This window comes from Streptomyces sp. NBC_00775, from assembly GCF_036347135.1.
Lineage (GTDB): Bacteria > Actinomycetota > Actinomycetes > Streptomycetales > Streptomycetaceae > Streptomyces > Streptomyces lutosisoli.
Genome location: NZ_CP108938.1, coordinates 2,913,190 through 2,939,332 on the forward strand (window position 1 = coordinate 2,913,190; position 26,143 = coordinate 2,939,332).

General features: G+C 70.4%; 19 protein-coding genes. 9 read left to right on the forward strand and 10 right to left on the reverse strand.

What is annotated here, in order from left to right; translation table 11 throughout:
• Positions 1–23 precede the first annotated feature (23 nt).
• Positions 24–923: a 4-hydroxy-tetrahydrodipicolinate synthase gene (gene dapA, locus OIC96_RS12930; protein ID WP_330307687.1), complete on the reverse strand. Its 900-nt coding sequence runs from the start codon at positions 921–923 to the stop codon at positions 24–26.
• A gap of 210 nt (positions 924–1,133) precedes the next feature.
• Positions 1,134–1,874: an FAD-dependent thymidylate synthase gene (gene thyX / locus OIC96_RS12935; protein WP_327432153.1), complete on the reverse strand. Its 741-nt coding sequence runs from the start codon at positions 1,872–1,874 to the stop codon at positions 1,134–1,136.
• Between the two features lie 247 nt (positions 1,875–2,121).
• Between thyX and OIC96_RS12940 the strand changes: the two genes are divergently transcribed.
• Together OIC96_RS12940 and OIC96_RS12945 are read left to right on the forward strand one after the other, a co-directional pair.
• A complete protein-coding gene (locus OIC96_RS12940) occupies positions 2,122–2,361 on the forward strand; it encodes a hypothetical protein (RefSeq protein WP_330307686.1) in 240 nt (79 codons plus the stop codon).
• Between the two features lie 90 nt (positions 2,362–2,451).
• Positions 2,452–3,009, forward strand: a complete 558-nt coding sequence (locus OIC96_RS12945; protein ID WP_330307685.1) for a hypothetical protein — start codon at positions 2,452–2,454, stop codon at positions 3,007–3,009.
• A 125-nt stretch (positions 3,010–3,134) separates the two neighbouring features.
• Here OIC96_RS12945 and OIC96_RS12950 read toward each other — a convergent pair whose 3' ends face one another.
• The 5 genes from OIC96_RS12950 to rpsO form a co-directional block, all read right to left on the reverse strand.
• A complete protein-coding gene (locus tag OIC96_RS12950) occupies positions 3,135–3,587 on the reverse strand; it encodes a tetratricopeptide repeat protein (protein WP_330307684.1) in 453 nt (150 codons plus the stop codon).
• Between the two features lie 31 nt (positions 3,588–3,618).
• On the reverse strand, positions 3,619–4,371 hold the full coding sequence (dapB, locus tag OIC96_RS12955) for a 4-hydroxy-tetrahydrodipicolinate reductase (RefSeq protein WP_330307683.1): 753 nt from the start codon (positions 4,369–4,371) through the stop codon (positions 3,619–3,621).
• 47 nt (positions 4,372–4,418) lie between these two features.
• Entirely contained in the window at positions 4,419–5,798 is a 1,380-nt protein-coding gene (locus OIC96_RS12960) for a M16 family metallopeptidase (protein WP_330307682.1), read from the reverse strand.
• Positions 5,795–8,011, reverse strand: a complete 2,217-nt coding sequence (locus tag OIC96_RS12965) for a polyribonucleotide nucleotidyltransferase (RefSeq protein WP_330307681.1) — start codon at positions 8,009–8,011, stop codon at positions 5,795–5,797. Before OIC96_RS12965 ends, OIC96_RS12960 begins: the two co-directional genes overlap by 4 nt.
• 363 nt (positions 8,012–8,374) lie before the next feature.
• On the reverse strand, positions 8,375–8,662 hold the full coding sequence (rpsO, locus tag OIC96_RS12970; RefSeq protein ID WP_073494901.1) for a 30S ribosomal protein S15: 288 nt from the start codon (positions 8,660–8,662) through the stop codon (positions 8,375–8,377).
• Between the two features lie 265 nt (positions 8,663–8,927).
• Between rpsO and OIC96_RS12975 the strand changes: the two genes are divergently transcribed.
• The gene (locus OIC96_RS12975; RefSeq protein WP_330307680.1) at positions 8,928–9,224 is read left to right on the forward strand and encodes a DUF397 domain-containing protein; all 297 of its coding nucleotides are present in this window, start codon (positions 8,928–8,930) and stop codon (positions 9,222–9,224) included.
• 115 nt (positions 9,225–9,339) lie between these two features.
• Here the strand turns inward: OIC96_RS12975 and OIC96_RS12980 are convergent, their stop codons facing one another.
• A complete protein-coding gene (locus tag OIC96_RS12980) occupies positions 9,340–10,746 on the reverse strand; it encodes an outer membrane protein assembly factor BamB family protein (RefSeq protein ID WP_330307679.1) in 1,407 nt (468 codons plus the stop codon).
• Positions 10,747–11,223: 477 nt separating this feature from the next.
• Between OIC96_RS12980 and OIC96_RS12985 the strand changes: the two genes are divergently transcribed.
• The 6 genes from OIC96_RS12985 to OIC96_RS13010 all read left to right on the forward strand — a co-directional run bounded on the left by OIC96_RS12985 (position 11,224) and on the right by OIC96_RS13010 (position 21,153).
• On the forward strand, positions 11,224–14,883 hold the full coding sequence (locus OIC96_RS12985) for an SCO5717 family growth-regulating ATPase (protein ID WP_330307678.1): 3,660 nt from the start codon (positions 11,224–11,226) through the stop codon (positions 14,881–14,883).
• 307 nt (positions 14,884–15,190) lie between these two features.
• Positions 15,191–17,044, forward strand: coding sequence for an ABC transporter substrate-binding protein (locus OIC96_RS12990; RefSeq protein WP_330307677.1), 1,854 nt, complete (start codon positions 15,191–15,193; stop codon positions 17,042–17,044).
• 59 nt (positions 17,045–17,103) lie between these two features.
• Positions 17,104–18,171 (forward strand): ABC transporter permease, encoded by a 1,068-nt coding sequence (locus tag OIC96_RS12995; RefSeq protein WP_330307676.1) that lies wholly within the window; start codon positions 17,104–17,106, stop codon positions 18,169–18,171.
• 23 nt (positions 18,172–18,194) lie between these two features.
• Positions 18,195–19,133, forward strand: a complete 939-nt coding sequence (locus OIC96_RS13000; protein WP_330310308.1) for an ABC transporter permease — start codon at positions 18,195–18,197, stop codon at positions 19,131–19,133.
• Positions 19,130–20,149 carry an ABC transporter ATP-binding protein gene (locus OIC96_RS13005; protein ID WP_330307675.1) on the forward strand — a complete coding sequence of 340 codons (1,020 nt, stop codon included), beginning with the start codon at positions 19,130–19,132 and terminating at the stop codon, positions 20,147–20,149. The genes OIC96_RS13000 and OIC96_RS13005 overlap by 4 nt, the downstream gene beginning before the upstream one ends.
• On the forward strand, positions 20,146–21,153 hold the full coding sequence (locus OIC96_RS13010) for an ABC transporter ATP-binding protein (RefSeq protein ID WP_330307674.1): 1,008 nt from the start codon (positions 20,146–20,148) through the stop codon (positions 21,151–21,153). Before OIC96_RS13005 ends, OIC96_RS13010 begins: the two co-directional genes overlap by 4 nt.
• A gap of 62 nt (positions 21,154–21,215) precedes the next feature.
• Here OIC96_RS13010 and OIC96_RS13015 read toward each other — a convergent pair whose 3' ends face one another.
• Both OIC96_RS13015 and OIC96_RS13020 read right to left on the reverse strand, forming a co-directional pair.
• The gene (locus OIC96_RS13015; protein ID WP_330307673.1) at positions 21,216–22,169 is read right to left on the reverse strand and encodes a bifunctional riboflavin kinase/FAD synthetase; all 954 of its coding nucleotides are present in this window, start codon (positions 22,167–22,169) and stop codon (positions 21,216–21,218) included.
• A gap of 170 nt (positions 22,170–22,339) precedes the next feature.
• Positions 22,340–25,960 (reverse strand): trypsin-like peptidase domain-containing protein, encoded by a 3,621-nt coding sequence (locus OIC96_RS13020; RefSeq protein ID WP_330307672.1) that lies wholly within the window; start codon positions 25,958–25,960, stop codon positions 22,340–22,342.
• Between the last annotated feature and the right edge of the window lie 183 nt (positions 25,961–26,143).

Genomic DNA, 26,143 nt, shown 5'->3' on the forward strand with positions numbered 1-26,143 from the left:
GTATTCAGTTGTGAAGTCTGTGGTTAGAGCTCTACCCCGCCGGCGGCAAGATCGATCTTGAGCTGGGCGGTCTCCTCGGCCGACAGCTCGACCATCGGGGCGCGCAGCGGTCCGGCGGGCAGGCCCTGGAGGGCGAGCGCTGCCTTGGTCGTCATGACGCCCTGGGTGCGGAACATGCCGGTGAAGACGGGGAGCAGCTTCTGGTGGATCTCGGTCGCCTTCTGCACGTCACCCGAGACATACGCGTCGAGCATGGCACGCAGCTCCGGGGTGACGACATGGCCCACGACGGAGACGAAGCCGACCGCGCCCACGGAGAGCAGCGGCAGGTTCAGCATGTCATCGCCGGAGTACCAGGCGAGGCCGGAGCGGGCGATGGCCCAGCTGGCCCGGCCGAGGTCCCCCTTGGCGTCCTTGTTCGCGACGATACGCGGGTGGTCGGCGAGCCGCACCAGCGTTTCGGTGTTGATCGGTACGCCGCTGCGGCCGGGGATGTCGTAGAGCATCACCGGAAGTTCGGTCGCGTCGGCGATGGCCGTGAAGTGCCGGTAGAGGCCCTCCTGCGGGGGCTTGTTGTAGTACGGCGTCACGGTCAGCAGGCCGTGCGCGCCGGTCTTCTCGGCGGCGCGGGCCAACTCGATGCTGTGGTGGGTGTCGTTCGTACCGACGCCGGCGACGATATGGGCTCGGTCGCCCACCGCCTCCAGTACGGCTCGTACGAGATCCGATTTCTCCGCGTCGCTGGTGGTCGGGGACTCACCGGTGGTGCCGTTGATGATCAGGCCGTCGTTGCCTGCGTCCACCAGGTGGGTAGCGAGCCGCTGAGCGCCGTCGAGGTCGAGTGCGCCGTCCGCCGTGAAAGGCGTGACCATGGCGGTGAGGACCCGCCCGAAGGGGGTCTGCGGAGTGGAGGTCGGAGCCATGGGTAACACGCTACTCGCTGCTCAACACGTGGTCTGCCCTCGGGGGACACGACAAAGCACGACAAATGTGGAGCCCGGCACTGCCTGCTCGGGGGTTCAAGCAGTGCCGGGTCCGTTTGATCAGGCTAGATGAACTTCTCGAAATGCCGCAATACGGACACTTCGCTCGGCTGATCCGTACATCAGTGCCGGAAGGCGTGCGGAAGCGCGCTACGGCGCCACGCGCCCGTTGCCGTTGAAGGCGGCGTACGTGAGCGGCATGAGCTTGGCCCACTCCGCTTCCATCTTCTCCCCGACCATCTCGATCTCGCGCTGCGGGAAGGACGGGACTTTGGCCAGCTCATGCTGGGTGCGCAGGCCCAGGAAGTGCATCAGCGAGCGGGCGTTGCACGTGGCGTACATCGAGGAGAAGAGGCCGACCGGCAGGACCGCACGGGCGACCTCGCGGGCTACGCCGGCGGCGAGCATCTCCTGGTACGCCTCGTACGCCTGCCGGTATGAGTCCTCCATCACACGGCCCGTGAGCTCCTGCTGGGCCTGGGTGCCCTCGACGAAGACGTACTTGCCGGGGCGGCCCTCCTGGACCAGCTTGCGGGACTCGTCCGGGACGTAGAAGACGGGCTCGAGCTCCCTGTACCGACCCGATTCCTCGTTGTACGACCAGCCCACGCGGTGCCGCATGAACTCGCGGAAGACGAAGATCGGGGCACTGATGAAGAACGTCATCGAGTTGTGCTCGAAGGGGCTGCCGTGCCGGTCCCGCATCAGGTAGTTGATCAGGCCCTTGGACCGCTCCGGGTCCTTCTTCAGCTCGTCCAGGGACTGCTCCCCGGCGGTGGAGACACGGGCGGCGAACAGCACATCGGCGTCGGACGCCGTGTGCTTGATCAGCTCGACGGTGACATCGCTGCGGAAGCTGGGCTTGAGGTCGTCGGCGGGGGTGTCGGTCACGGTGCGCAGGGTCCTTCCCATCACAGGCTCGGGCGGCGCCCACTCTACGGCCCGGCACTGACAACGGGGCGTTCGGTACCTTGCCGCGACATTCGTCGGCGAACTTCTGCGAATTCGGTGATTCTGGGCACCTCTTGGGGCATTCGCTCGTCTGTATGGGTGACGGCGATTTCGTTCGAGTCGCTGGTCACCAGATCCATGGATCCATGGATCCATCGCTACGAGTCTCCAGAGGAGAAGCAGCCCCATGTTCCGTCGGCGCGAGCCCGTCCCGTTCGCCTTCATCGCCGAAGCCGACCAGTTCCGCAGCAATGTCTCACCGCCGCCCCGCGAGCGTGCGTCCGCCGGACAGATAGCCGGCCGGTGGCTCATTGGGCTCACCATGGTCGCCGGGCTCGCCGGATCCTTGATCCTCGGCATGCCCGCCCTGTCACAGGATCAGTCACCTGCGAAGACACAGCATTCCGAGGCGTCGGACGGCCGCTGACTCTTCCGGACCCCCAAGGGTGGTGAGCAGACACACGTCTCGATAGCCTCACCGGGCACAGCCCATGCATGGATTGAGTGAGGTTCAGTCGTGCCCCTGCCCTTCCTGACGGCGGACCGCGCCTTTGACGAGGCGGCGGACGGTCTCGCGCTGCCGTTCGACGACCGTGACCGCTGGCGGCGTCCCTACCGGCCCGGACCGTGGCGGGTGGGCGCGGCAGCGCTCGTCCTGCTGCTCGCGTCGTATGTGCTCGTCGCCGCGGTGGTCATCGCGCTCACCGGGACCCTGACCGCGGCGGCGTCCTGTCTGGCCGGGGCCCTGGCCGCCATACTGTGCGCTCTGCGGCTGCTGCGCGTGGGCGTGTGGGTGAGCGCGCGTGGGCTGCGCCGGGCGGGCTTCTTCCTCACCCGTACGACGCCGTGGGAGCAGGTCGTGGCGGTGCGGACGGTGCAGCAGCCGGTCCGCTGGCTGGGCCTGCCGCGCACCGTTCAGGGGCAGGCGCTGATCCTCGTACGCAAGGATCGTGCGCCCGACGCCGTGCCGCCGCTGCTGACCACGCACAACGCCGACTTCCTGGCCCGTATGGAGGCCTTCGACCGGGCCGCGGACGGCATCGAGGTGTGGGCGGACGAGTACCGGCGGAGCTGAGGCCCCGTACGCCTCCCGCGCGCAGGAAAGGGGCCGGTCCGCACCACGCGGACCGGCCCCTTTCGTGTCACCGCCGGGCGCGTACGGCCTTCGGGTTCGTGTCACCGGTGAGGTGTGTTCGGCCCTCAGGCCTCCACCGGCCTGCCCTCGTGCAGGGCGATGGCCCGCTGCATCGCCTTGCGGGCGCGCGGGGTGTCGCGGGCGTCGTGATAGGCGATCGCGAGGCGGAACCAGCTGCGCCAGTCGTCCGGGGCGTCCTCGGTCTCGGCCTTGCGCTTGGCGAAGACCTCGTCGGCGGAGTCACGGTCGATGCGGCCACCGGTGGTGCGCCTCAACTCGTCGACGGGCAGGCCGCCTTCGGCATCCAGCTCGGAGGCGAGCCGGTTGGCCTTCCGGACGAACTGGGTGTTCTTCCAGAGAAACCAGATGCCGATGACCGGCAGGATCAGCACCGCGACACCGAAGGTGACAGTGATCAGGGTGCCGTTTTGGATGAGCATCACGCCTCGGCTGCCGACCAGGACGAAGTAGACGACCAGGACGGCTGCCGTGACGGCATAGGTGATCTTCGCGCGCATGTCTGCCAGCTATCTGTGTCCGTGCCTCGGCTCAGCCGAGGTCCAGGAAGTGTTCCAGGCCGAAGGTGAGGCCCGGCGTGGTCACCACGCGGCGTACGCCGAGCAGGATGCCCGGCATGAAGCTGCTGTGGTGGAGGGAGTCGTGGCGGATGGTGAGGGTCTCGCCCTCGCCACCGAGCAGGACCTCCTGGTGGGCCAGCAGACCGCGCAGGCGGACCGCGTGCACCGGCACCCCGTCGACGTTCGCGCCACGGGCGCCGTCCAGGCCCGTCACCGTGGCGTCGGGCTGCGGGGCGCTGCCCGCTCGCTCCCGGGCCGCCGCGATGAGCTGAGCGGTGCGCGTGGCGGTGCCGCTGGGGGCGTCCACCTTGTTCGGGTGGTGCAGTTCGACGACCTCGACGGACTCGAAGTACGGCGCGGCGACCTCGGCGAACTTCATGGTCAGCACGGCCCCGATGGAGAAGTTGGGCGCGATGAGCACGCCCGTCTCCGGGGACGCGGCCAGCGAGGTGTTGAGCTGCGCCAGGCGCTCGTCGGTCCAGCCCGTCGTACCGACCACCGCGTGGATGCCGTGGCGCACGCAGAAGTCGAGGTTGCCCATGACGGAGGCCGGCGTGGTCAGTTCGACGACGACCTGGGCGCCCGCGTCGACCAGCGTCTCCAGTTTGTCGCCCCGGCCGAGCGCGGCCACCAGCTCCATGTCCTCGGCGGCCTCGACGGCTCGTACCGCCTCGGCTCCGATGCGGCCCTTGGCACCGAGGACCGCCACGCGCAGCTTGCTCATTGCTTCGTTCCTTACAGAGACCTTGCAGAGACCTTGCGAGACAGGAATTACGCGACCGCGTCGTGCAGACGCGCCGCCTGCTTGTCCTTGAGCGGGCCGATCACCGACAGCGAGGGCCGCTGTCCCAGGATGTCGCGTGCGACCTCGCGGACCTCGTCCGGGGTGACCGACGCTATCCGGGTCAGCATGTCGTCGACGGACATCTGCTCGCCCCAGCACAACTCGCTCTTGCCGATACGGTTCATCAGCGCACCGGTGTCCTCCAGGCCGAGGACCGTGGAGCCCTGGAGCTGGCCGATGGCGCGGCCGATCTCGTCGTCCGACAGACCATGCTCGGCGACCTGGTCGAGCTCGTCACGGCAGAGCTTGAGCACGTCGTGGACCTGGCTGGGACGGCAGCCGGCGTACACGCCGAAGAGGCCGCAGTCGGCGAAGCCCGAGGTGTACGAGTACACGCTGTAGGCCAGGCCGCGCTTCTCGCGGACCTCCTGGAAGAGGCGGGAGGACATACCGCCGCCGAGGGCGGTGTTCAGGACGCCCAGGGCCCAGCGGCGCTCGTCGGTGCGGGCCAGGCCCGGCATCCCGAGGACGATGTGGGCCTGCTCGGTCTTGCGGCCGAGCAGTTCGACGCGGCCCGCGGTGCGGATGGCGCGGCTGCCGTCGCGCGGGGCGATCGGCTCGGCGACGGCCTCCTTGAAGGCGCCCGCCTTCTCGAAGGCGGCGCGGACCTGTCGTACGACCTTGTTGTGGTCGACGTTGCCCGCGCAGGCCACGACCAGGTGCGTCGGGTCGTAGTGCTTCTTGTAGAAGCGGCGGATGCGGTCGGCGGTGAGGCCGTTGACCGTGTCGACCGTGCCGAGGACCGGGCGGCCGAGGGGGGTGTCGCCGAGCATGGTGTGCGCGAACAGGTCGTGCACACAGTCGCCCGGGTCGTCCTCGGTCATCGCGATCTCTTCGAGGATCGCTCCGCGCTCGACGTTGACGTCTTCCTCGACGATGAGTGAGCCGGTCAGCATGTCGCAGACGACGTCGATGGCGAGCGGCAGGTCGTTGTCGAGCACGCGCGCGTAGTAGCACGTGTACTCCTTCGCCGTGAACGCGTTCATCTCGCCGCCGACCGCGTCGATGGCGGAGGAGATGTCCAGGGCGGACCTGCGCTGCGTGCCCTTGAAGAGCAGGTGCTCCAGGTAGTGCGTCGCGCCGTTCAGCGTCGGCGTCTCGTCGCGGGAGCCCACGTGCGCCCAGATGCCGAAGGTGGCGGAGCGGACCGAGGGCAGGGTCTCGGTGACGATGCGCAGGCCGCCCGGGAGGGTGGTCTTACGGACCGTACCGATGCCGTTCTGGCCCTTGACGAGGGTTTGGGTACGGGCGACGGCCCGCGCCTCCGAAGAGGTGCGGGCCGTCGCCGTGGAGCTACGAGACGTCACTTGTCGGTGTCGTCCTTCTTGTCATCGCCCTCTTCGCCCTCGATCACGGGGATCAGGGAGAGCTTGCCGCGGGAGTCGATCTCGGCGATCTCGACCTGGACCTTGGAGCCCACACCGAGTACGTCCTCGACGTTCTCCACGCGCTTGCCGCCGGCGAGCTTGCGGATCTGCGAGATGTGCAGCAGACCGTCCTTGCCCGGGAGCAGCGACACGAACGCACCGAAGGTCGTCGTCTTCACGACGGTGCCCAGGTAGCGCTCGCCGACCTCCGGCATGGTCGGGTTGGCGATCGAGTTGATCGTGGCGCGCGCGGCCTCGGCCTGCGAACCCTGGGCGGCACCGATGTAGATGGTGCCGTCGTCCTCGATCGTGATGTCGGCGCCGGTGTCCTCCTGGATCTGGTTGATCATCTTGCCCTTGGGGCCGATGACCTCACCGATCTTGTCCACGGGGATCTTGACGGTGATGATCCGCGGGGCGTTGGGGGACATCTCGTCCGGCGTGTCGATCGCTTCCATCATCACGTCGAGGATGTGGAGGCGGGCGTCGCGGGCCTGCTTGAGGGCCGCGGCCAGGACGGAGGCCGGGATGCCGTCCAGCTTGGTGTCGAGCTGGAGCGCGGTCACGAACTCCTTGGTTCCGGCGACCTTGAAGTCCATGTCACCGAACGCGTCCTCCGCACCGAGGATGTCGGTGAGGGCGACGTAGTGCGTCTGGCCGTCGATCTCCTGGGAGATCAGACCCATGGCGATACCGGCGACGGGGGCCTTCAGCGGCACACCGGCGTTCAGCAGCGACATGGTGGAGGCGCAGACCGAGCCCATGGACGTCGAGCCGTTGGAGCCGAGGGCCTCGGACACCTGACGGATCGCGTAGGGGAACTCCTCGCGGGTCGGCAGGACCGGCACGATCGCGCGCTCGGCGAGCGCGCCGTGGCCGATCTCGCGGCGCTTCGGGGAGCCGACGCGGCCGGTCTCACCGACGGAGTACGGCGGGAAGTTGTAGTTGTGCATGTAGCGCTTGCGGGTCACCGGGGAAAGGGTGTCCAGCTGCTGCTCCATGCGGAGCATGTTGAGGGTGGTGACGCCCAGGATCTGGGTCTCGCCACGCTCGAACAGCGCCGAGCCGTGCACGCGCGGGATGGCCTCGACCTCGGCGGCCAGCGTACGGATGTCCGTGACGCCGCGGCCGTCGATGCGGACCTTGTCCTTGATGACGCGCTCGCGGACCAGCTTCTTGGTCAGCGCGCGGTAGGCGGCGGAGATCTCCTTCTCGCGGCCCTCGAAGGCCGGGAGGAGCTTCTCGGCGGCGATCTCCTTGACGCGGTCCAGCTCGGCCTCGCGGTCCTGCTTGCCGGCGATGGTGAGCGCCTGGGACAGCTCGCTCTTGACCGCGGCGGTCAGGGCCTCCAGGACGTCGTCCTGGTAGTCGAGGAAGACCGGGAACTCGCCGGTCGGCTTGGCGGCCTTGGCGGCGAGGTCGGCCTGGGCCTTGCAGAGCACCTTGATGAAGGGCTTCGCGGCGTCCAGACCGGCGGCGACGACCTCCTCGGTCGGCGCCTCGGCGCCGCCCGCGACCAGCTGGATGGTCTTGTCGGTGGCCTCGGCCTCGACCATCATGATCGCGACGTCGCCGTCCTCCAGGGCGCGGCCCGCGACGACCATGTCGAAGACGGCGTCCTCGAGCTCGGTGTGCGTCGGGAACGCGACCCACTGGCCGTTGATCAGCGCGACGCGGACGCCGCCGACCGGGCCGGAGAAGGGCAGACCGGCCAGCTGCGTGGACGCGGACGCGGCGTTGATCGCCACGACGTCGTACAGGTGGTCGGGGTTGAGCGCCATGATCGTCGCGACGACCTGGATCTCGTTGCGCAGGCCCTTCTTGAAGGACGGGCGCAGCGGGCGGTCGATGAGGCGACAGGTGAGGATGGCGTCCTCGGAGGGACGGCCCTCGCGGCGGAAGAAGCTGCCGGGGATCTTGCCGGCGGCGTACATCCGCTCCTCGACGTCCACCGTGAGGGGGAAGAAGTCGAGCTGGTCCTTGGGCTTCTTGGAGGCGGTGGTGGCCGACAGCACCATGGTGTCGTCGTCCAGGTACGCCACGGCGGAACCGGCGGCCTGCTTGGCCAGGCGGCCCGTCTCGAAGCGGATGGTGCGGGTGCCGAAGGAACCGTTGTCGATAACGGCCTCGGCGTAGTGGGTCTCGTTCTCCACTAGCGTTTTCTCCTCGTCTTCGTCCCGTCCTGCCCGTGTGGCAGGGGGACGGTGGCGGAGAGGCGCTCCTTCTGGTGCGGGCCGGTCTTCGATCGAAGCACCCGGGTTCGCAATCCCCCGGGGGCCACTACCGAGGACCGGCGGCGGCGAGGTGCGCGTCTCCTCGTTCGTTGTCGTGACGGTGCCCTACCCGGCGGGTACGGCGTCGTCACGCTGTGTCGTACGTGCTGTGTCCTGCGTATTGCGTTGTGCTACCACAGTACAAAGCGTCAGTGACACTCCGCACGTACAGAGCACCGACAGCAGCACGTACAGCAAAAGGAGCGGCTCCCAAGAAGTGGGAACCGCTCCCTTCACGGCGTCTTACTTGGCGCCCGCCGCACCGCGGCGGATGCCCAGGCGGTCGACCAGCGCACGGAAGCGCTGGATGTCCTTCTTGGCCAGGTACTGCAGCAGCCGGCGGCGCTGACCGACCAGGATCAGCAGACCACGACGGGAGTGGTGGTCGTGCTTGTGGGTCTTGAGGTGCTCGGTCAGGTCCGAGATGCGGCGCGAGAGCATGGCGACCTGGACCTCGGGGGAGCCGGTGTCGCCCTCCTTCTGACCGAACTCGCCGATGATCTGCTTCTTCGTAGCGGCGTCGAGCGACACGCGTACTCCTCGTAGTCTCTGAGTAGCCACCGAGTGCCCCTGGTCCACATCTCAGGGGAGCTTCCGTTACTCGGGAGGCGGGGATCCGCTGGGCGCGGCCTCCAGAGCGGTGAGCTCCAGGGGTGCGTACACAAACGGCCGTCACACAGCGTACCAGCCTGGACGGACGCGTCCGCCCGGGTCTCCGAACCTGCCGAAGGCCACCGACCTGGCCACTAGTGTGACCGCACAGGTCATTCGTACGTGGGGAAGGGGCCGCCGGAACATGGCCGAGGAAACGGACAAGGACGTCAAGGCGCGCAAGGAGCGGGAGAAGGACGAGCTCTACGCCCTCGACATCTCGGGCGTCGAATGGCACAGCGCGCCGGGCACGGAGGAGCACGAGGAGCGGGTCGAGATCGCGTATCTGCCCGAGGGCGCGGTGGCCATGCGTTCGTCCCTCGACCCGGACACGGTCCTGCGGTACACGGAGGCCGAGTGGCGGGCCTTCGTGCTGGGGGCCCGGGACGGGGAGTTCGATCTGGAGCCGGCGCCGCACAATGGCGGGCTCGTGGCGGAGTAGGCACGACGGCGGCAGAGACGGCAGCAAAGACGGCAGCAGAGCGGGAACGGTGAAGGGCCGACGCGGAGAGTTCTCCGCGTCGGCCCTCATTACATGTGTCGTGACATGTGTCGTGTCAGTGGAAACTTCCGATGGCCACCGCGGCCAGTACCGGGTCGTCCGGGTGCCCGGAGGGCGCCGAGAGCTGGCGGGGCGAGAAGAACGCCGTGCCGTGTTCGACGAGGATGTCGGACCATTCGGGGGTTTCCATGCGGGTGGCGTCGTCCGGCAGGTTGAAGAAGAGGAACGGCTTCTGCTTGCCCGTGGCGGGATCGATGCTCACGATGGCGGCCGGTCCGACGTTGTCGGAGCTCGGCCGGTAGGCCAGGAGCTTGCCCCCGCTCACCTTCACGGGCCAGAGCGGCTGCAGGGACCGTCCGTCGTACTTCCGCAGGGTCTTGCCCGTCTTCGCGTCGAACCCGGCGATCCAGTTCTCCGGCTGGCCGATGTCGCCGTCCGCCTTGCTCGCGACGAAGATCTTGCCGTCCCCGACGACCATCGCGTAGCAGTTCTCCATCACCCCGAAGTACTCCGTGCCGTCGAACGAGCTGCCGCACATCGGGTCGAAGCGTCCGCCCTGCATGGAGATCGTGGTGGCGTACCGGCCCTGGCCGTCGAGGGTGATCAGGTCGGTCACGCCGTAGTCACCGGCCCCGACGGCGAGCACCGGCGGGTCCGAGGAGGGCATGTAGACGCCGGTGAGCCCGTCCTTGAGCTTGTACGTCCATTGCGGCTTGCCGGTGGCGGGATCGAGCTTCTGCACCCGGTACGCGTGCGTGGACTCCTCTCCGCAGCGGAGCAGGACGAGAAGGCTGCGGCCGCCCGCGAAGCCCGTGTCCTCGCAGGTGGATACGGTGGTGCTCTTCCACAGCTGCTTGCCGTCGCTCATGCCGTAGGCCACGGAACCGTTGCCCCACGCCACCGCGACCGTGCCGCGCGCCATCGTCAGGTTCGTGTTCGTCACGTACGCGGTCTTCGCGTCCGGCATCGTCGCCGTCCACAGTTTCTTGCCGGTGTCGAGGTCGACGAAGACCACCTCGTCACACATGCTCTCGTCCTTGGTGCCCTTGCGCTTGGCGGGCTGGACGACGACGGCGGTGCGGCCGTCCGCGGTGACGTGCTTGGTGGTCGCGCAGATGTGGCCGTCCAGCTTGAGGGTCCACGCCGTCTCGCCGTCGGCCAGCTTGAAGCCCGTGAGGCGGTTCCTGATGCCCTTGGCGAAGATCTTGTCGGTCGCCCAGGTGCCGGGGGCGTACCGGGTCTCGTCCTCCGGCAGCTTGTCCTCGCTGTACTCGACGAGGAGTTCGCCCTCGGGCGAGCTCGGGAGCTTCTCGACCGTGTCCCTGATCTCGTCGGGGGCTTGCGGAGCAGCCGTCGGCTTGCTGTTCGCCGGAGTGTTGTCACCGGTCCCGTACATCAGAAGCCACCCGCCCGCGCACAGCACCACGACGAGTACGGCGGCCACGGCGCCGAACAGTCTCATGCGGCGCTGTCTTCGGTCGGTGTCCGCCGCCAACGCGGATTGGGTGTACGGAGAAGGAGGCGGGCCGAAGCTCACGCGCGGAAGTCCTCTCGGTGAAGGCAGTTCGGTCTTGGGGGAGCCCCCTACTATGCCCGCTCGTTGATCGTGTACATGCGGGGGGCAACGTCGCTGTCTCGATAGCTTCGTTTGTCCGCTTTGGTGGTCAATAGCGGGCGTGCGTACGCCACTTCTGGGCAGGGTGTGACGTAGCGGGCAGTCGCGGTGGGGTGGACAGGCCTGCCGCAGTGACAGTCATGGTGATTAGGCTGGGACCGGGCGCGACGCCAGAACCCGTGGACGGGTCGGCCGCGTTCCAGGGGGATCCGGGTCAATTCGGACGACCTCGAACGACTTCGGACGACTACGGGCGTCTACGGACGACAGAAGAACGGTCGCCCCGGCACGGCTTGAGGGTGCTCGACCACATCAGGAGGAATTGTGAACAGCGATCCGGACGGGATCCGCGGGGGCTGGGCCACACCCGGCGATGACCAGTCCGACGCGGAGTCCGCCGTCGAGACGACGGGCGAGTTCACCATCGACTACGCGCCGCCCGCCTGGTACACGCAGAACGCGTCGGGGAGTTCAGGGGATTCGGGGAACTCGGCGGATTCGGAAGTCGGGTCCCCGGAATCCGGGGCGGCGTCGGGGACTTCGGAAGCGGCTGCTCCTTCGGAGACCCCGGCTGCCTCGACTCCCTCGGCTTCGGAGACGCCAGCCGCTCCGGAGGCTTCGGTTCCGGTCAGCCCCGTGGCGCCTCCCGTATCTGCGGCCGGCAGTCCCGTCGCGGTGCCCAAGTTGCCGGTGGGCAGCGGGTTCGAACCGGTGGCGGCTACGCCGGACGTGACGGAGCCGGAGACTCCGGCCGTGGCGCCGGTCGTGGCGCCGGTCGTGGCGCCGGTCGTGGCGCCGGTCGTGGCGCCGGTCGCCGATGCGGGCAGTCCTACGGCTCTGCCGAACTTTCCCGTGAGCGGGTTTCAGGCTCAGTGGACCCCTCCGGCGGCGCCGGTCGCGCCGGTCGCCGCTTCCGGAGAGGCGGAGTCCGGGAACGGGGACCTGGAGAGTGGCGCGACCATGCGGATCTCCGCTGTCGCCCTGAAGCGTGAGGTCGCGGAGCGGGCGGCTGCGACCTCGGGGGTTTCGGAGGTTACGGAGGTTACGGAGGTTACGGAGGCGTCGGCTGAGCCTGAGGACGAAGCCATGGTCGAGTCCGAGGCCGAGTCTGCGGTCGAGGTCGAGGTCGAGTCTGTGGTCGAGGCCGGGGCGCAGTCGGTGGAGGCCTCCTCCGACGGTGATGACGTCGTAGCCGCGGAACAGGAAGAGACCGGGGCTGAAGTGACCTCCCCCGCCACGGATTCCGCCGATGAGTTGAGCGATGCCTCCGAGGAGGAGCACGTCGCCGACGTCGTGGAGCTGCGCCGCGCGGACGACGTCGACGCGGCCGCCGAGGTCGGCGATGCCGAGCCGCAGGACGACGTCAGCGATGCGGTGCCGCCGCAGGCCGAGGTACACGACACGGAGCCGGAGGATGCCGAGCCCCAGGGCGACGAGCCTCAGGACGCGGTGCCCGAGGCCGGCTCGGACGAACCCGAGGCCGTCCAGGACGCACCCCCCGCCTGGGCTCCGCCGCCGCTGCCTCAGGGTGGGCTGCCGCCGTTGCCGCCCGCGTATCAGCCCGCGGCGCCCGCTCCCGCGGCCCAGTGGCCCGTCTCCACGGAGCCCGCGGCGGCCGAGCCCGTCCAGGCGCAGATTCCGGCACAGGCTCAGCCGCCGGTGGTGGCGCCGGGCCAGCCCTTCCAGCCGCCCGCGCCGCAACCGGGCCAGCCCTTCCAACTGTCCGCTCCGCAGCCCGGCCAGCCTTTCCAGCCGCCCGCGCCGCAGCCCGGCCAGCCCTTCCAGCCCCCCGCGCCTCCGGCATGGCCCTCCTCCCCCAGCGCGCCTGTCTCGACGGATCCGGCTCAGGGGCCCGTGGCATCGCCCCCGGCCGCCTTCGAGAACCCGGTTCCGGCTCCGCCCCAGGCGCCGCACCCGGCACCTTCGGCCCCGACGGCCGGGGCTCCGGTTCCCGCCCCGCGCACCGACGCTCCGGCACCGGCACCGCAGGGGAGTTACGGCTTCCCGCAGCCTGGTGCTCCGGCTTCAGGCCCCACCGCGCAGGACGGCTATGGGTTCCCGCAGCCCGGCACGCCGACGCCGAGCCCCACCGCGCAGGGCGGCTACGGATTCCCGCAGCCCAGCACGCCGGCCCCGACGCAGGCCCCCGCTCCCGCCCCGCGCACCGACGCACCGGCACCGGCACCGCAGGGCAGCTATGGGTTCCCGCACCCCAGCACCCCGGCTCCGAGCCCCACCCCGCAGAGCAGCTACGGATTCCCGCAGGCCAACACTCCTGCACCGACTCCGACCCCTGCCCCTGCCCCGGTCACCCCACCCGCGCAGGACTCCGGTTACGGCTTCCCCCAGCAGCAGAGCGCCCCGGCTCCGGCCCCCGCCCAGGCGCAGCCTTCACCCAACCCCTCTGCTCCAGGGCCCGGTTACGGCTTCCCCCAGCAAGCGACGCCGCCGGCGAACCCCGCGGCGCCGCAGCCCCCCGCCCCGCAGCAGGGATACGGATTCCCGCCGCAGGCGCCCAACGCCCCGGCACCGCAGCCGGGTTACGCGTTCCCCCAGCAGCCCCCGGCCCCCGCGCAGGTACCCCCGCCGTACCCGCAGCAGGCTCAGCCACAGCCGCAAGCGCAGCCGCAGCCGGGCCCCCAGCCCGTGCAGCAGCAGCCCGCGGCTCCCGTCGACCCCCGCACCGGGTCCGCCTGGCCGCAGCCCGTGCAGCACGACCAGCGCCAGCCCATCAACCCCGGTGCCGCCCCGCTCGGGTACACCGCCGCCGTGGAGCTGTCCTCCGACCGGCTGCTCAACAACAAGAAGCAGAAGGCGAAGAGCGGTCGGCCCGCGGCGGGCGGTGGCCGGTTCAAGCTCGGCGGGAAGAAGGAGGAGGCCGAGCGGCAGCGGAAGCTGGACCTGATCCGGACGCCGGTGCTGTCGTGCTACCGGATCGCCGTGATCAGCCTCAAGGGCGGCGTGGGCAAGACGACCACCACCACCGCGCTCGGCGCGACGCTCGCCACCGAGCGGCAGGACAAGATCCTCGCGATCGACGCCAACCCGGACGCCGGTACGCTCGGCCGCCGTGTGCGCCGCGAGACCGGCGCCACCATCCGTGACCTCGTCCAGGCGATCCCGTACCTCAACTCGTACATGGACATCCGGCGATTCACCTCCCAGGCCCCCTCGGGTCTGGAGATCATCGCCAACGACGTCGACCCGGCCGTGTCCACGACCTTCAACGACGAGGACTACCGGCGCGCGATCGACGTACTGGGCAAGCAGTACCCGATCGTCCTGACCGACTCCGGTACGGGTCTGCTGTACAGCGCCATGCGCGGTGTGCTCGACCTCGCCGACCAGCTGATCGTCATCTCGACGCCGTCCGTCGACGGTGCGAGCAGCGCCAGTACGACGCTGGACTGGCTGTCGGCGCACGGGTACGCGGATCTGGTCTCGCGGTCCATCACCGTCATCTCCGGAGTGCGCGAGACCGGCAAGATGATCAAGGTGGAGGACATCGTCAGCCACTTCGAGACCCGTTGCCGCGGTGTCGTGGTCGTGCCGTTCGACGAGCACCTGGCCGCGGGCGCCGAGGTCGACCTCGACATGATGCGGCCCAAGGTGCGGGAGGCGTACTTCAACCTCTCCGCGATGGTGGCCGAGGACATCGCACGGCACCAGCAGTCGCACGGGCTGTGGACGAACGACGGCAACCCGCCGCCGGTGGCCGCCCCGCCGATGCCTGGTCAGCAGTACATGCCGGGTCAGCCGGTTGCAGGGCAGCCCGTTCCTGACCAGGTCCCGCAGCAGCCGCAGCAGCCTCAGCCCGGACAGCCGTACGCCCAGCCGGGACAGCCCTACCCCCAGCCGGGACAGCCCTACCCCCAGCAGCCGCAGCCTCCGCAGGCGCAGCCCGGGCAGCCGTTCCAGCCGGGGCAGCCCTATCAGCCCCACCCGGGCCAGACTCCTCCCCCGCCGGCACCCCCTCAGCAGTAACCCGATCGGCCCAATCCGAGAGGCTGATTCCCGCCGAGGCCCGCACCGTCCCGAGACGGTGCGGGCCTTCGCGCGTCCAGGTGCGTTTCGAGCCGTCAGGCCTTCACCTGGGGCGCTTCACCGGTATGGACCAATGAGCGAAAAATGGCCGTCAACTCGTTATTTCCGCAGGCCACATGGGGTGCATGCGCCGTTGACGTGCGGAGACCGCCGCTGATAGACACACACATCAACCCCGCCGGCGTCACCCGATCAAGTCGTTCAACCAGCCATCTCTGTGCAAGCGATGACGCGAGGTCACTGACCCATGAACACACAAGATCACCACCACAGAGGGCGCCCGCGCCCCCGTCTTCCCCGGCTCATCGCCGCCGCGGGCGCTGCCGCGCTCACGCTCACCGCCGGTCTCGCGACCCCGCTCAACCCGGCGCCGCAGCAGGCCCAGGCCAAGGAGGGCAAGAAGGTCCTCACCGTCGCTGTCGCGCAGAGCGTCGACTCGCTGAGTCCGTTCCTGGCGTCGCGGCTGGTCAGTACGAGCATTCACCGGCTCATGTACGAGTACCTGACCAATTACGACCCGGCGGACAACCACGCGATCCCGGGCCTCGCCACCAAGTGGGAGCCCTCCGCCGACAAGCTGACCTGGACCTACACGATCCGCTCCAACTCCAAGTGGTCGGACGGTCAGCAGGCCACCGCCGAGGACGCGGCGTGGACGTTCAACAAGATGATGACCGACGAGGGCGCGGCGACGGCCAACGGCAGCTTCGTCGCCAACTTCAAGAAGGTCTCGGCTCCCAGCGCCACGCAGCTCGTCATCGAGCTGAAGAAGCCGCAGGCCACGATGGCCGCGCTCGATGTGCCGATCGTGCCCAAGCATGTCTGGGAGAAGGTCGGGGACTTCACGAAGTTCAACAACGACAAGAGCTTCCCGGTCGTCGGCAACGGGCCGTTCATCCTGACGGGCTACAAGGCCGACAGCTATGTCCGCCTCAAGCCCAACAAGAGCTTCTGGCGCGGCGCCCCCAAGTTCGACGAGCTGCTCTTCAAGTACTACAAGGACGGTGACGCGGCCGTCGCGGCGCTGCAGAAGGGCGAGGTGTCCTTCGTCTCCGGTCTGACGCCGGCTCAGTCGGCCGCTCTCAAGACCGAGAAGAACATCAAGGTCAACGACGCCCCCGGCCGCCGCTTCTACGCCCTGGCCACCAACCCCGGCGCCCAGGCCAAGAACGGCAAGCACTTCGGTGACGGAGCCGAGTCGCTGCTGAACCAGAAGGTGCGCCAGGCGCTGTTCATGGCGATCGACCGGGAGACGCTGATCAACAAGGTCTTCCAGGGCCACGCCGTCGAGGGCGAGGGGTACATCCCGCCACGGTTCTCCACGTACTTCTGGAAGCCGTCGGCGAGCCAGACGCTGTCGTACGACCCGGCGAAGGCGGCCCAACTCCTCGACCAGGCGGGCTACAAGAAGAACGGTGACGGCAAGCGCGTCGAGAAGAACGGCAAGCCGATCAACTACCGGATCCTCTGCCACGCCACCGACCCGAACGACAAGGCGGTCGGACAGTACCTGAAGGAGTGGTTCGGCAAGCTCGGCATCGGTGTCACCCTCAACTGTCTGGACAACGTGACCGACCCCTGGCTGGCGGGCACGTACGACCTGGCGTTCGACGGCTGGTCCGTCAACCCGGACCCCGACTTCGTCCTGTCCATCCACACCTGCGCGGCCCTGCCGGCGACCCCCAAGGACACCGGCGCGACCGACAACTTCGTCTGCGACAAGAAGTACGACGAGCTGTACGACCAGCAGCTCGCCGAGTACGACACCGCCAAGCGGACGGACATCGTCAAACAGATGGAGTCGCGGCTGTACGACACCGGGTACATGAACGTCATGGCGTACCCGAACGCGGTCGAGGCCTACCGCACCGACCAGATCAAGTCGATCGAGACGATGCCGAAGGCCGCGGGCAACATCTACGGCCAGGACGGTTACTGGAGCTGGTGGTCAGCGGTTCCGGCGGGGTCCTCCGGTGCGTCCTCCGACGGTTCGGGCTCGACGGGCGTCATCATCGGCATCGTCGCGGGCGTCGTCGTCCTCGCGGGCGCCGGGGTGTTCTTCACGATGCGCCGCCGCTCGACGGCCGAGGACCGCGAGTAGCGCACGCCCACGCTCCCGCCAAGGGGAACCCCATGAACGTACGAGCGAATGAGTAGTTCATGACCGCTGAGGCAACACCCTCGCTGGTCGAGGCGACCGACGGTCCGGCCGAGGCCGGGCCGTCGGTCCGCGGGCCGCGGGCGCGCGGCCGGGCCGCGTATCCGCGCTATGTGGCGGGCAAGTTGGGCGGCGCGGCCGTCTCACTGCTCGCCGTCCTCGTCACCAGCTTCTTCCTCTTCCGTCTGATCCCCGGCGACCCGGTCAAGTACATGACGGGCGGCCGCCAGGTGTCCGCCGAGCAACTCGCCAACTACCGCAAGGAGTTCGGGCTCGACCTGCCGATGTGGGAGCAGTTCACCGACTACTGCGGCAAGGCGCTCACCGGCGATCTCGGCACGTCGTACCAGTTCCGCGCCCCCGTCATCGACAAGATCACCGAGGCGCTGCCGAACACCCTGCTGCTCACCGGCACGGCGTTCGTGCTCTACACCGTGCTCGGCATCTTCATCGGCACGCGCTCCGCGTGGCGCAATGGCGGGCTGAGCGACCGGCTCAACACCGGTCTGGCCCTGACCCTTTACTCCATCCCGTCCTTCTGGCTGGGACTGCTGCTCATCATCGTCTTCTCGGTGGGTATGGGCCCGATCCCGGGCCTCTTCCCGACCGGCGGAATGGAGTCGGGGGGCAAGGAGGGCTTCGCGTACGTCCTCGATGTCGCCCACCATCTGATCCTTCCGGTGGTGACGCTGGTCGCCGTCGAGTACGGGCAGACCCTGCTCGTCACACGCTCGGCGCTGCTCGACGAGATGGGCAGCGACTATCTGACGACCGCGCGGGCGAAGGGCCTGCGGGACGATCTCGTGCGGCGGCGACATGCCGTCCCCAACGCGCTGCTGCCGACCGTCACGCTGATCTTCATCAACCTCGGCCGGACGGTGGCCGGCGTGATCCTCGTCGAGACCGTCTTCTCCTGGCCGGGTCTCGGCGGGCTCTTCTACCAGGCGCTGAGCGTGCCCGATCTGCCGCTGGTGCAGGGGCTGTTCTTCGTCTTCGCGGCGGCGGTGATCGTGATGAACACGCTGGCCGATCTGATCTATCCGCTGCTGGATCCACGGGTGGGCCGATGACCACGACCGAGTCGGACGGGCCGATGACAACCGAATCCACGGCGGCCGAGACAGCCGCACCGGCGACCGCGAAGGGCCCCCGTGCTCTCGCCTGGCAGCGTCGCCGCCACTCCGCCGCCCGCTTCTGGAAGCAGTACCGCACCCACCGCGCGGGCGTCTTGGGGCTCGCCGCCCTCGGCCTCTTCGCGCTCATCGCGCTGACCGCGCCGCTGACCGTCGGCTCCGACGTGCAGAGCGTGACGAACGCGCCGGGCGATCCGATGGAGAGCCCGAGTGCCGAGTTCCCGCTGGGGACGGATCAGTTCGGGCGCGATCTGCTCGGCCTGGTCGTGTGGGGCGCGCGGGTCTCCCTGCTCGTCGGGCTGCTGGCGGCCGTGCTGTCGGTCGCCATCGGGGCGCTCATCGGGATCACCGCGGGACACTTCCGCGGCTGGTACGCGACCGTGATGATGCGGATCACGGACTGGTTCCTGGTCATGCCGACACTGGTCCTCGCCATCGCGCTGGCGACCGTGATGACCCGTTCGCTCGGCACGATCATCCTGGCGATCGGCGTCACGACCTGGCCGACGACGGCCCGGCTGGTGCGCGCGCAGACCCTCGCCGTGGAGTCACGGCCGTACATCGAACGCGCGAAGGCGCTCGGCGGCGGGCACTGGCACATCATGTCCCGGCATGTCCTGCCCAATGTGATGCCGCTGGTGCTGGCGCAGACGACCCTGATCATCTCCTCCGCGATCCTCGCCGAGGCGACGCTCGCGTTCCTCGGGCTCGGTGATCCGACGGTCGTGTCGTGGGGCGGGTTGCTCCAGGACGCGCGGGAGGCGGGCGCGGTCAGCGCGGGCAAGTGGTGGTACCTGGTGCCGCCGGGTGTCGCGATCGCGGTGGTGGCGCTGGCGTTCACGCTGTGCGGGCGCGCGGTCGAATCGGTGCTCAACCCCAAGCTGGGGGTGGCCCGTTGAGCACTCCGGCCAGGCAGCGGCTCCTGGAAGTCAGGAACCTCGAAGTGACGTACGCCGGAGGGGCCGCCGCCGTGCGCGGCGTGGACCTCTCGCTCGACGCGGGCCAGAAGCTCGGTATCGCGGGCGAGTCCGGCTGCGGCAAGTCCACGCTGGCACTCGCGCTGCTGCGACTGCTGCCCGCGGGCACGCGCACGAGCGGGGAGATCCTGCTCGACGGCGAGGACGTGCTGAAGATGAAGTGGGGCCGGGTACGCGCGGTCCGCTGGGCGGGCGCCTCGATCGTCTTCCAGGGCGCGATGCACTCCCTGAACCCCGTGCACCGCATCGGTGACCAGATCGCCGAGCCGATCCTGCTGCACAAGAAGGCGACCCCGGCGGGCGCGCGGAAGAAGACGGGCGAGCTGCTCGAACACGTCGGCCTGCCCGCCGCCCGCGCGGACGCCTACCCGCACGAACTCTCCGGCGGCCAGCGCCAACGCGTCATGATCGCCATGGCGCTGGCGTGCGACCCCCAGCTCGTCATCGCCGACGAACCGACCACCGCGCTCGACGTGATGATCCAGGCACAGATCCTCCGCCTGATCGAACAGCTCGTCAGCGAAAAGGAGTTGGGCCTCGTCATGATCAGCCACGACCTGGCGGTCCTGGCCGACACCTGCGACCGGCTCGCGGTGATGTACGCGGGGCGCGTGGTCGAGGAAGGGCCCGCCCAGCAGGTGTACGAGAACGCCCGGCACCCGTACGGCAAGGCCCTGTCGGCCGCCTTCCCGCGCATCGGCGACACGGCGTCGCGGTTCGCGCCGCGCGGGCTGCCGGGCGATCCGCCGGATCCGTCGGCGCTCCCGGCGGGCTGTACGTTCCATCCCCGGTGTCCCGTGTCGCTGGACGCCTGCGCGACGCAGGACCAGGCACTGCGAGAGGCGGGCGCGGGGCGGTGGGCGGCCTGTGTGCACGCCGGCGCCGCGGTCCCCGATCCGAGCACCCCGGCGGAAGAAGCCAGGAGCAGCACCCCATGACGACGACCACCCCCCTGACGACCGCCCCCCTCCTCAGCGCGCAGGGCCTGCACATCGCCTTTCCCGGACGCCACGGCGCCGCCAGGGCCCGGGCCGTCGACGGCGTCGACCTCGACATCCGGCCCGGCGAGATCGTCGCGCTGGTCGGCGAGTCGGGCTGCGGCAAGACGACGCTGGCCCGCTCCCTCCTCGGTCTCGTCCCACCGACCGGCGGCCACGTCACCTTCGACGGCAAGCCGCTCGACTACTCCACGCGTGCCCTCAAGGCCTACCGCAAGCGCGTCCAGCTCGTCCTCCAGGACCCCAGCGGCTCGCTCAACCCCCGGCACACGGTGTACGACGCGGTGGCCGAGGGACTGCGCATCCACCGGTACGGCGGCGACGAGCGGGCGGCGGTCGCCGAAGCCCTCTCCCGGGCCGGGCTGCGCCCTCCGGAGCGGTTCTTCCTGCGCTACCCGCACGAACTGTCCGGCGGCCAGCGCCAGCGTGTCGTCATCGCGGGCGCGCTCGTCCTGGAGCCCGAACTCATCGTCGCCGACGAGCCGGTGGCCTCCCTCGACGCCTCGGTGCGCGGCGAGATCCTCGCGCTGCTCCTGCGGCTGCGCACCGAACTCGGCCTGTCCGCCCTGGTGGTGACCCACGATCTGGGCCTGGCCTGGAACATTGCGGACCGGGTCGCGGTGATGTACCTCGGCCGGATCGTGGAGACCGGCGAGGTCGAACAGGTCCTGACAGCCCCTCAACACCCGTACACCCAGGCCCTGTTGTCCGTCCTCCCGGAGGCACCGGGCGATCCTGTCGTGCTCACCGGCGAACCCCCGGACCCCTCCCGCATCCCGTCCGGCTGCCGCTTCCACGCGCGCTGTCAGATCCTCGCGAGCGGGGAGGCGGAGCGGGCGGGCGTGGCGGACGCGTGCCGGGGCCAGGACCTGGAGGTGCTCGGCGGGGGCGGCGGGACGCAGGTGGCGTGCCATTGGGCGCGGGCGACGGCCGCTCAGTCATGACGGCGATGGGGGCGGCCGGTGCCTTTCAGCACCGGCCGCCCCCCTTCACATAGCCGGGAGAACTACTCCCCGTCGTACGCCTCGATCAGTTCCCGCGACCGCTTCACGTCGTCGGCGATGGCTTCCAGCAGCGCCTCGATGGAGTCGAACTTGGCCATGCCGCGGACGTAGGCGAGGAAGTCGACGGCGACGTGCAGGCCGTACAGGTCGAGGCCGACGCGGTCGATGGCGTACGCCTCGACGGTGCGCTCGGTGCCGTCGAACTGCGGGTTCGTGCCGACGGAGATCGCCGCGGGCATCGCCTCGCCCTCGACGTGCAGCCAGCCGGCGTAGACGCCGTCCGCGGGGATGGCGGTGTGCGGGAGGGTTTCGACGTTGGCCGTCGGGAAGCCGAGTTCGCGGCCGCGCTGGGCGCCGCGTACGACGATGCCCTCGACACGGTGCGGACGCCCGAGGATCTCGCGCGCGCCCTCGACATCGCCCTCGGCGACGAGCCGCCGGGTGAGGGTCGAGGAGAAGGGCTCGCCACCGCCGGCCTCGCCCGACACGTACAGGTCCACGACCTCGACGTCGAAGTCGTAGGTCTCGCCCTGCTCACGCAGGAAGGCGACATTGCCCGCGGCCTTGTGGCCGAAGCGGAAGTTGGGGCCCTCGACGACGGCCTTGGCGTGCAGCTTGTCGACCAGGACCTTCACGACGAAGTCGGCGGGCGACAGCTTCGAGAACTCGGTGGTGAAGGGGAGGATGAGCAGCGCGTCCACACCCAGGTCGGCACAGAGCTCGGCGCGGCGGTGGTGCGGGGCGAGCAGCGGAGGGTGGCTGCCGGGGCGCACGACCTCGCTCGGGTGCGGGTCGAAGGTGACGACCACGGAGGGCACGCCCAGTTCACGGGCGCGGTCCACGGCATGCTTGATGATCAGCTGGTGTCCGCGGTGCACCCCGTCGTAGGAACCGATGGTGACGACGCTGCGCCCCCAGTCCTCGGGGATGTCCTCCAAGCCACGCCAGCGCTGCACTGTGACCGCTCCTTGTCCGAATCCGAACTCGAACCCGTGTCCGTGATTGCCTCATTCGCAGCTCTAAGGGTGCCATGCCGCGTGCGCTCGGCCTGCATCGGCATCGTGGTGTGACGTATCGCGCAGTGCCTCGTCGGGCGATGACGCGTCGCGCGGGGGCGAGGAGCAGGTCAGGCGGGCACCCGCACCCCGGCCAGGTTCTCGATCATGCGGCGGGTGCTCGGGCCGACCACCGCGGCCCACTCCTCGGGCGCGCCGGTCAGCCAGCGGGCCACTAGGGCGGCGAAACCCGGGACTTGACGGGCCAGGTCGACGAGACCGCGGTCGAATCCGGTGGCTCCGGCCGGGGTGCGGACGAGGAGGAGGCCCGCTCGGTGCACCAGCTCGCGCGTGGCCTCCTCACCCCTGCGGTCCACGCCGGCCGCGGCGGCCTTGAGGAGGGTGTCGAGGACGACCGGGTCCCGCTCGTGCGCGAGCAGCAGATCCAGCAGCTCGCGCCGCAACTGCCGTGACGCGTGGCTGCCCGGCGCCGCGAGGACCGTCACGAGCGCCGCCCGCACGGACGCGGGGCAGCCCTCAAGCAGGCCGCTGACCAGCGGAAAGAGCACCGCGCGTGTGGTGGTCCCGTATTCCAGGCGCCGATCCACATAGGCGGCCACGTGCGCGGCGGCCTCGGGGCGCAGTTCGACGGCCTCCCTCACCATCGCGGCGACGCTGCGGGCCAGGGCGGGCGTGGTGACGTCGGCGAGGGTGCGCAACAGCTGGCCCATGTCGGGGCCCGACTGCCGCAGCCGGGTGCGGAAGGCGGCGAGCACCGGGTCCGGGTGGGTGGTGAGCGCGGCGACCAGGGCGCTCGCGGGCAGCTGGGGGTCACCGGCCGTGAAGCGCTCCAGCGCCCCCGGCAGATACCGGGCGCGGGTGCGCGGATCCCGTACGAGGAGACCGAGTGCTCCGCCGTGCAGCGTGCAGTCGGCGGGGCGGGCCAGCAGCGCGAGCGCCGCGTAACGCAGCAGCTCCCGGTCGGCCTCGGTCCGCACGAACGGCGCGGCCCGCAACCCGTAGGCCACCGCGGCCACCCGCCGCGCCGGCCGCTCGTCGTGCGCCCACCGGTCCACCGCCCGGCACACGGCCGACGGCTCCTCCTCGGCGAGCACGGCGAGCAACTCGTCGCCGCGCCGGTGCGCACTGGCCACCAGCGCCTCCGCGAGGTCGTCCAGCGCCCGCCGCCGATGCGCGTACAGCAAGGCCTGCGCGGCGGTCGCCACGGTCGCGTGCGGGGTCGCGGGAAGGGGCCGCTCGTCGTCGAACCACCGCGTGAGATGGGGTTGTACGGCGGCGGGGCGGGCGGCGAGGAGCCGGGCCACGGCGTCCAGGTAGCGGGGGACGGCGTCGGCGGCCTCGCTTGCCGCGTCCGCCGCGTGCCGTGCCCCGTCCGCGACCACCAGACGCCTCAGCAGGTCGAACCGCTCCGTCTCCGGCAGCGGCAGCGCCTCCCAGAAGGGCGGCCCGAACTCCCCCGGTACGGCCCTGCCCCGCTCCCGCCACCTCACGATCCGCTCGGCGAGCAGCCGCAGCACACCGATGTACGGCGTCGCGTCGGGCACGCGCAGCAGGACGTCCGCGCAGAGGTGGGTGGCCCACCAGGCGGGGTCACCGAGCGGGCCCGGTGCCTTGGGCAGCAGGTCGTCGAGGGCATGGACCAGGTCCTCCAGACGGAGAGCCAGCTCGGCGGTGCCCTGTTGACGGGCCAGGACGAGCAGGGTCTCGACGACGGGTCCGATGCGGTGCCGGGGGACGGGGAGGAGGTGCGCCGGGGAGGATGTGGCGGCGGACCGGGAGCGCCGGGCCCTTCCCCGCGGCGCCGGAGCCGGCCGCCCCCGGTGGACCAGGGCGTGCAGGGCCGGGTCCAGGTCCAGATGGGAGCCCTGGATCCAGTCGGCGAGTTCCTCGTGGGCGAAGCGGTAGCCGTTGCCGGCGGGCGCGAGGAGGCCCTCGGTGAGGACGGCGGAGGCCCAGCCGGTGGTACCGGCGAGGCAGTGACCCGGCGCGGGGCCCCACGGGAAGACGGCTTCGAAGGACGCGCGGTCGAGCTCACCCTGCCCGGGGCCCAGACAGCGTCGCGCGGCCTCGTGCACCTGACCGGAGACCTGGGCCGCGAGCCGCCGTACGACCGTGCCGCGCAGCCCTCCGGCGGCGGCGAGCCGGACCGCGATGCGCAGGCACATCAGGTCCAGGTACGCGGCGAAGACCTCGTCGCGGCCGAGCCGCTCGGCCGGGGCGTCCGGCAGCGCGGCCCGCACCTCGGAGAACAGCCGCAGCGTCAGCGGATGCCGTGCGTCGGCTTCCGCGAGCGCGTCCTCGGGGATCCCGGCGCGGAGCCGGGCCCGCCGGGCCTCCCCCTCGGTCAGATCTCCCAGCCACACGCAGGACGGGATCAACGGGTCCGATCCGGTCTCGGCCCGGTGCAGCGACTCCCCCGGGAACTCCGCCCCCGCCTGCTCCCAGTGCTCGGCCCGGCATCCGACGACGAGCCGCGCCCCGGTCTCGCGCAGCCAGGCGGCCGTCCCCTCGGTCCACTCGGGCAACCGGTGGGCGAGGGCGGGCGGCATCTCCTCGGGACCGTCGAGGAGGAGCAGCAGCGGCCGCCCCGCGTTCCGCGCCAGCCGGGCCAACCGCTCAGGACCGATGTCGCCCAGTTCACCGTCGTACCTGCCGGGAGGCAGCACATCCGCCTCCGCGGACACCCCGGAAGCCTCGCCCGAAGCCTTCCCCGAGGCCGCCACGATGCGCCCCGCCCGCTCCAACGCCCGTGTCGCCGCGTCCGCGACGGAGGTGTCGTCGGCGAGGAGGTCGGCGCCGCGCAGCCACAGCACGGGGGCCGGTTCCGCGCCCCGGGTGCGGCGGGCGGCGAGGGCCGCCAGTTCCGTCGTACGGCCGCTGCCGGGTGGGCCGACGAGCCCGAGGACGGCGGCCGGGCCGGTCTCGAAAGCGGTGAACTCCCTGACCACGTCGGCCCGTTCGACCGGTCCGCAGGGCGCGCCGCCGGACCCCACCGACGTGGCCGCGCCCGGCCCGTCCGAGCCGACCGAGGTCGCGGTGAGCTCCAGTACCCCCGCCAGATTGAGATCGGCTCCGTAGGCGGGCACCGTCGCCGCGTTACGGTCCAGCAGCTCGGCGAGCGGCCCCTCGACACCCCGCAGGGGGACGGCGAACCCCGCCGCCCGGTACCCGGTGTGCAGCGCGGTGCCGAGCACCCCCACCACCGCTCCGGTCGAGGCGTCGAGGACCGGTCCCCCGGCCGCCCCGCCGCCCAGCCGGAGCGCGTCCACGCCCGCTGTGCCGATCGCCAGCTCCAGGGCGTCGTCCAGGAGATGGAAGCGGTCGGTCGCCGTGTACGTCACGGCGGACGAGCCGAGCACCCGCGCCTCGCGCCAGCCGCCCGCGGCGATCCGTACATACGTGCCGGTCGCGACTCGGTCCCGCACGGTGACGGGGAGCGGGTCGAGGCCGAGACCTTCGGTGCGTACGAGAGCCAGGTCGGCGTCGGGCAGCGGCGTGACGGCATCGGCGCTCACCACGCAGGTGCGGTCGCCGGGGGCGTGCAGGACGAGACAGGCCAGGCCGTCGACCGCCTCGTGGCTGGTGATCACCGTGCCGTGGTGGTCGGCGACGAAGCCCGTGCCGCGCGGGCGCCCCGCCAGGTCGCAGACGCGTACCAGGGCCTCGTCCCGTGTGTCCCGGGTATCGTCCGGTGTCTGTCGGCCCCCGGTCCGCGGGCCCCGTCCCGCCATGCTCGAACCTCCCCGCCGTGCTCCTGCTTCGACGGTAGGCGCGGGGTGATCAGCGGGAAAGATCGCGCGGCGAACGCGCCCCCTTCCGCTCCCTCGGTTCACTCCGAGCGCCTGCCCGAAGGGGTGAATAGCCGACGGCGGATGGATACACCCTTGTGTGGGGGAACCGAGGGGGGACCGTGG

Bases quoted from the DNA above. Each gene is read 5' to 3' on its own strand.
- OIC96_RS12980 (WP_330307679.1), bottom strand. From the start codon at position 10,746: ATGAGACTGTTCGGCGCCGTGGCCGCCGTACTCGTCGTGGTGCTGTGC.
- OIC96_RS13000 (WP_330310308.1), top strand. From the start codon at position 18,195: ATGACAACCGAATCCACGGCGGCCGAGACAGCCGCACCGGCGACCGCG.
- OIC96_RS12975 (WP_330307680.1), top strand. From the start codon at position 8,928: ATGGCCGAGGAAACGGACAAGGACGTCAAGGCGCGCAAGGAGCGGGAG.
- OIC96_RS13020 (WP_330307672.1), bottom strand. From the start codon at position 25,960: ATGGCGGGACGGGGCCCGCGGACCGGGGGCCGACAGACACCGGACGAT.
- dapA (WP_330307687.1), bottom strand. From the start codon at position 923: ATGGCTCCGACCTCCACTCCGCAGACCCCCTTCGGGCGGGTCCTCACC.
- OIC96_RS12990 (WP_330307677.1), top strand. From the start codon at position 15,191: ATGAACACACAAGATCACCACCACAGAGGGCGCCCGCGCCCCCGTCTT.
- OIC96_RS12940 (WP_330307686.1), top strand. From the start codon at position 2,122: ATGTTCCGTCGGCGCGAGCCCGTCCCGTTCGCCTTCATCGCCGAAGCC.
- OIC96_RS12995 (WP_330307676.1), top strand. From the start codon at position 17,104: ATGACCGCTGAGGCAACACCCTCGCTGGTCGAGGCGACCGACGGTCCG.
- dapB (WP_330307683.1), bottom strand. From the start codon at position 4,371: ATGAGCAAGCTGCGCGTGGCGGTCCTCGGTGCCAAGGGCCGCATCGGA.
- OIC96_RS13010 (WP_330307674.1), top strand. From the start codon at position 20,146: ATGACGACGACCACCCCCCTGACGACCGCCCCCCTCCTCAGCGCGCAG.
- OIC96_RS12950 (WP_330307684.1), bottom strand. From the start codon at position 3,587: ATGCGCGCGAAGATCACCTATGCCGTCACGGCAGCCGTCCTGGTCGTC.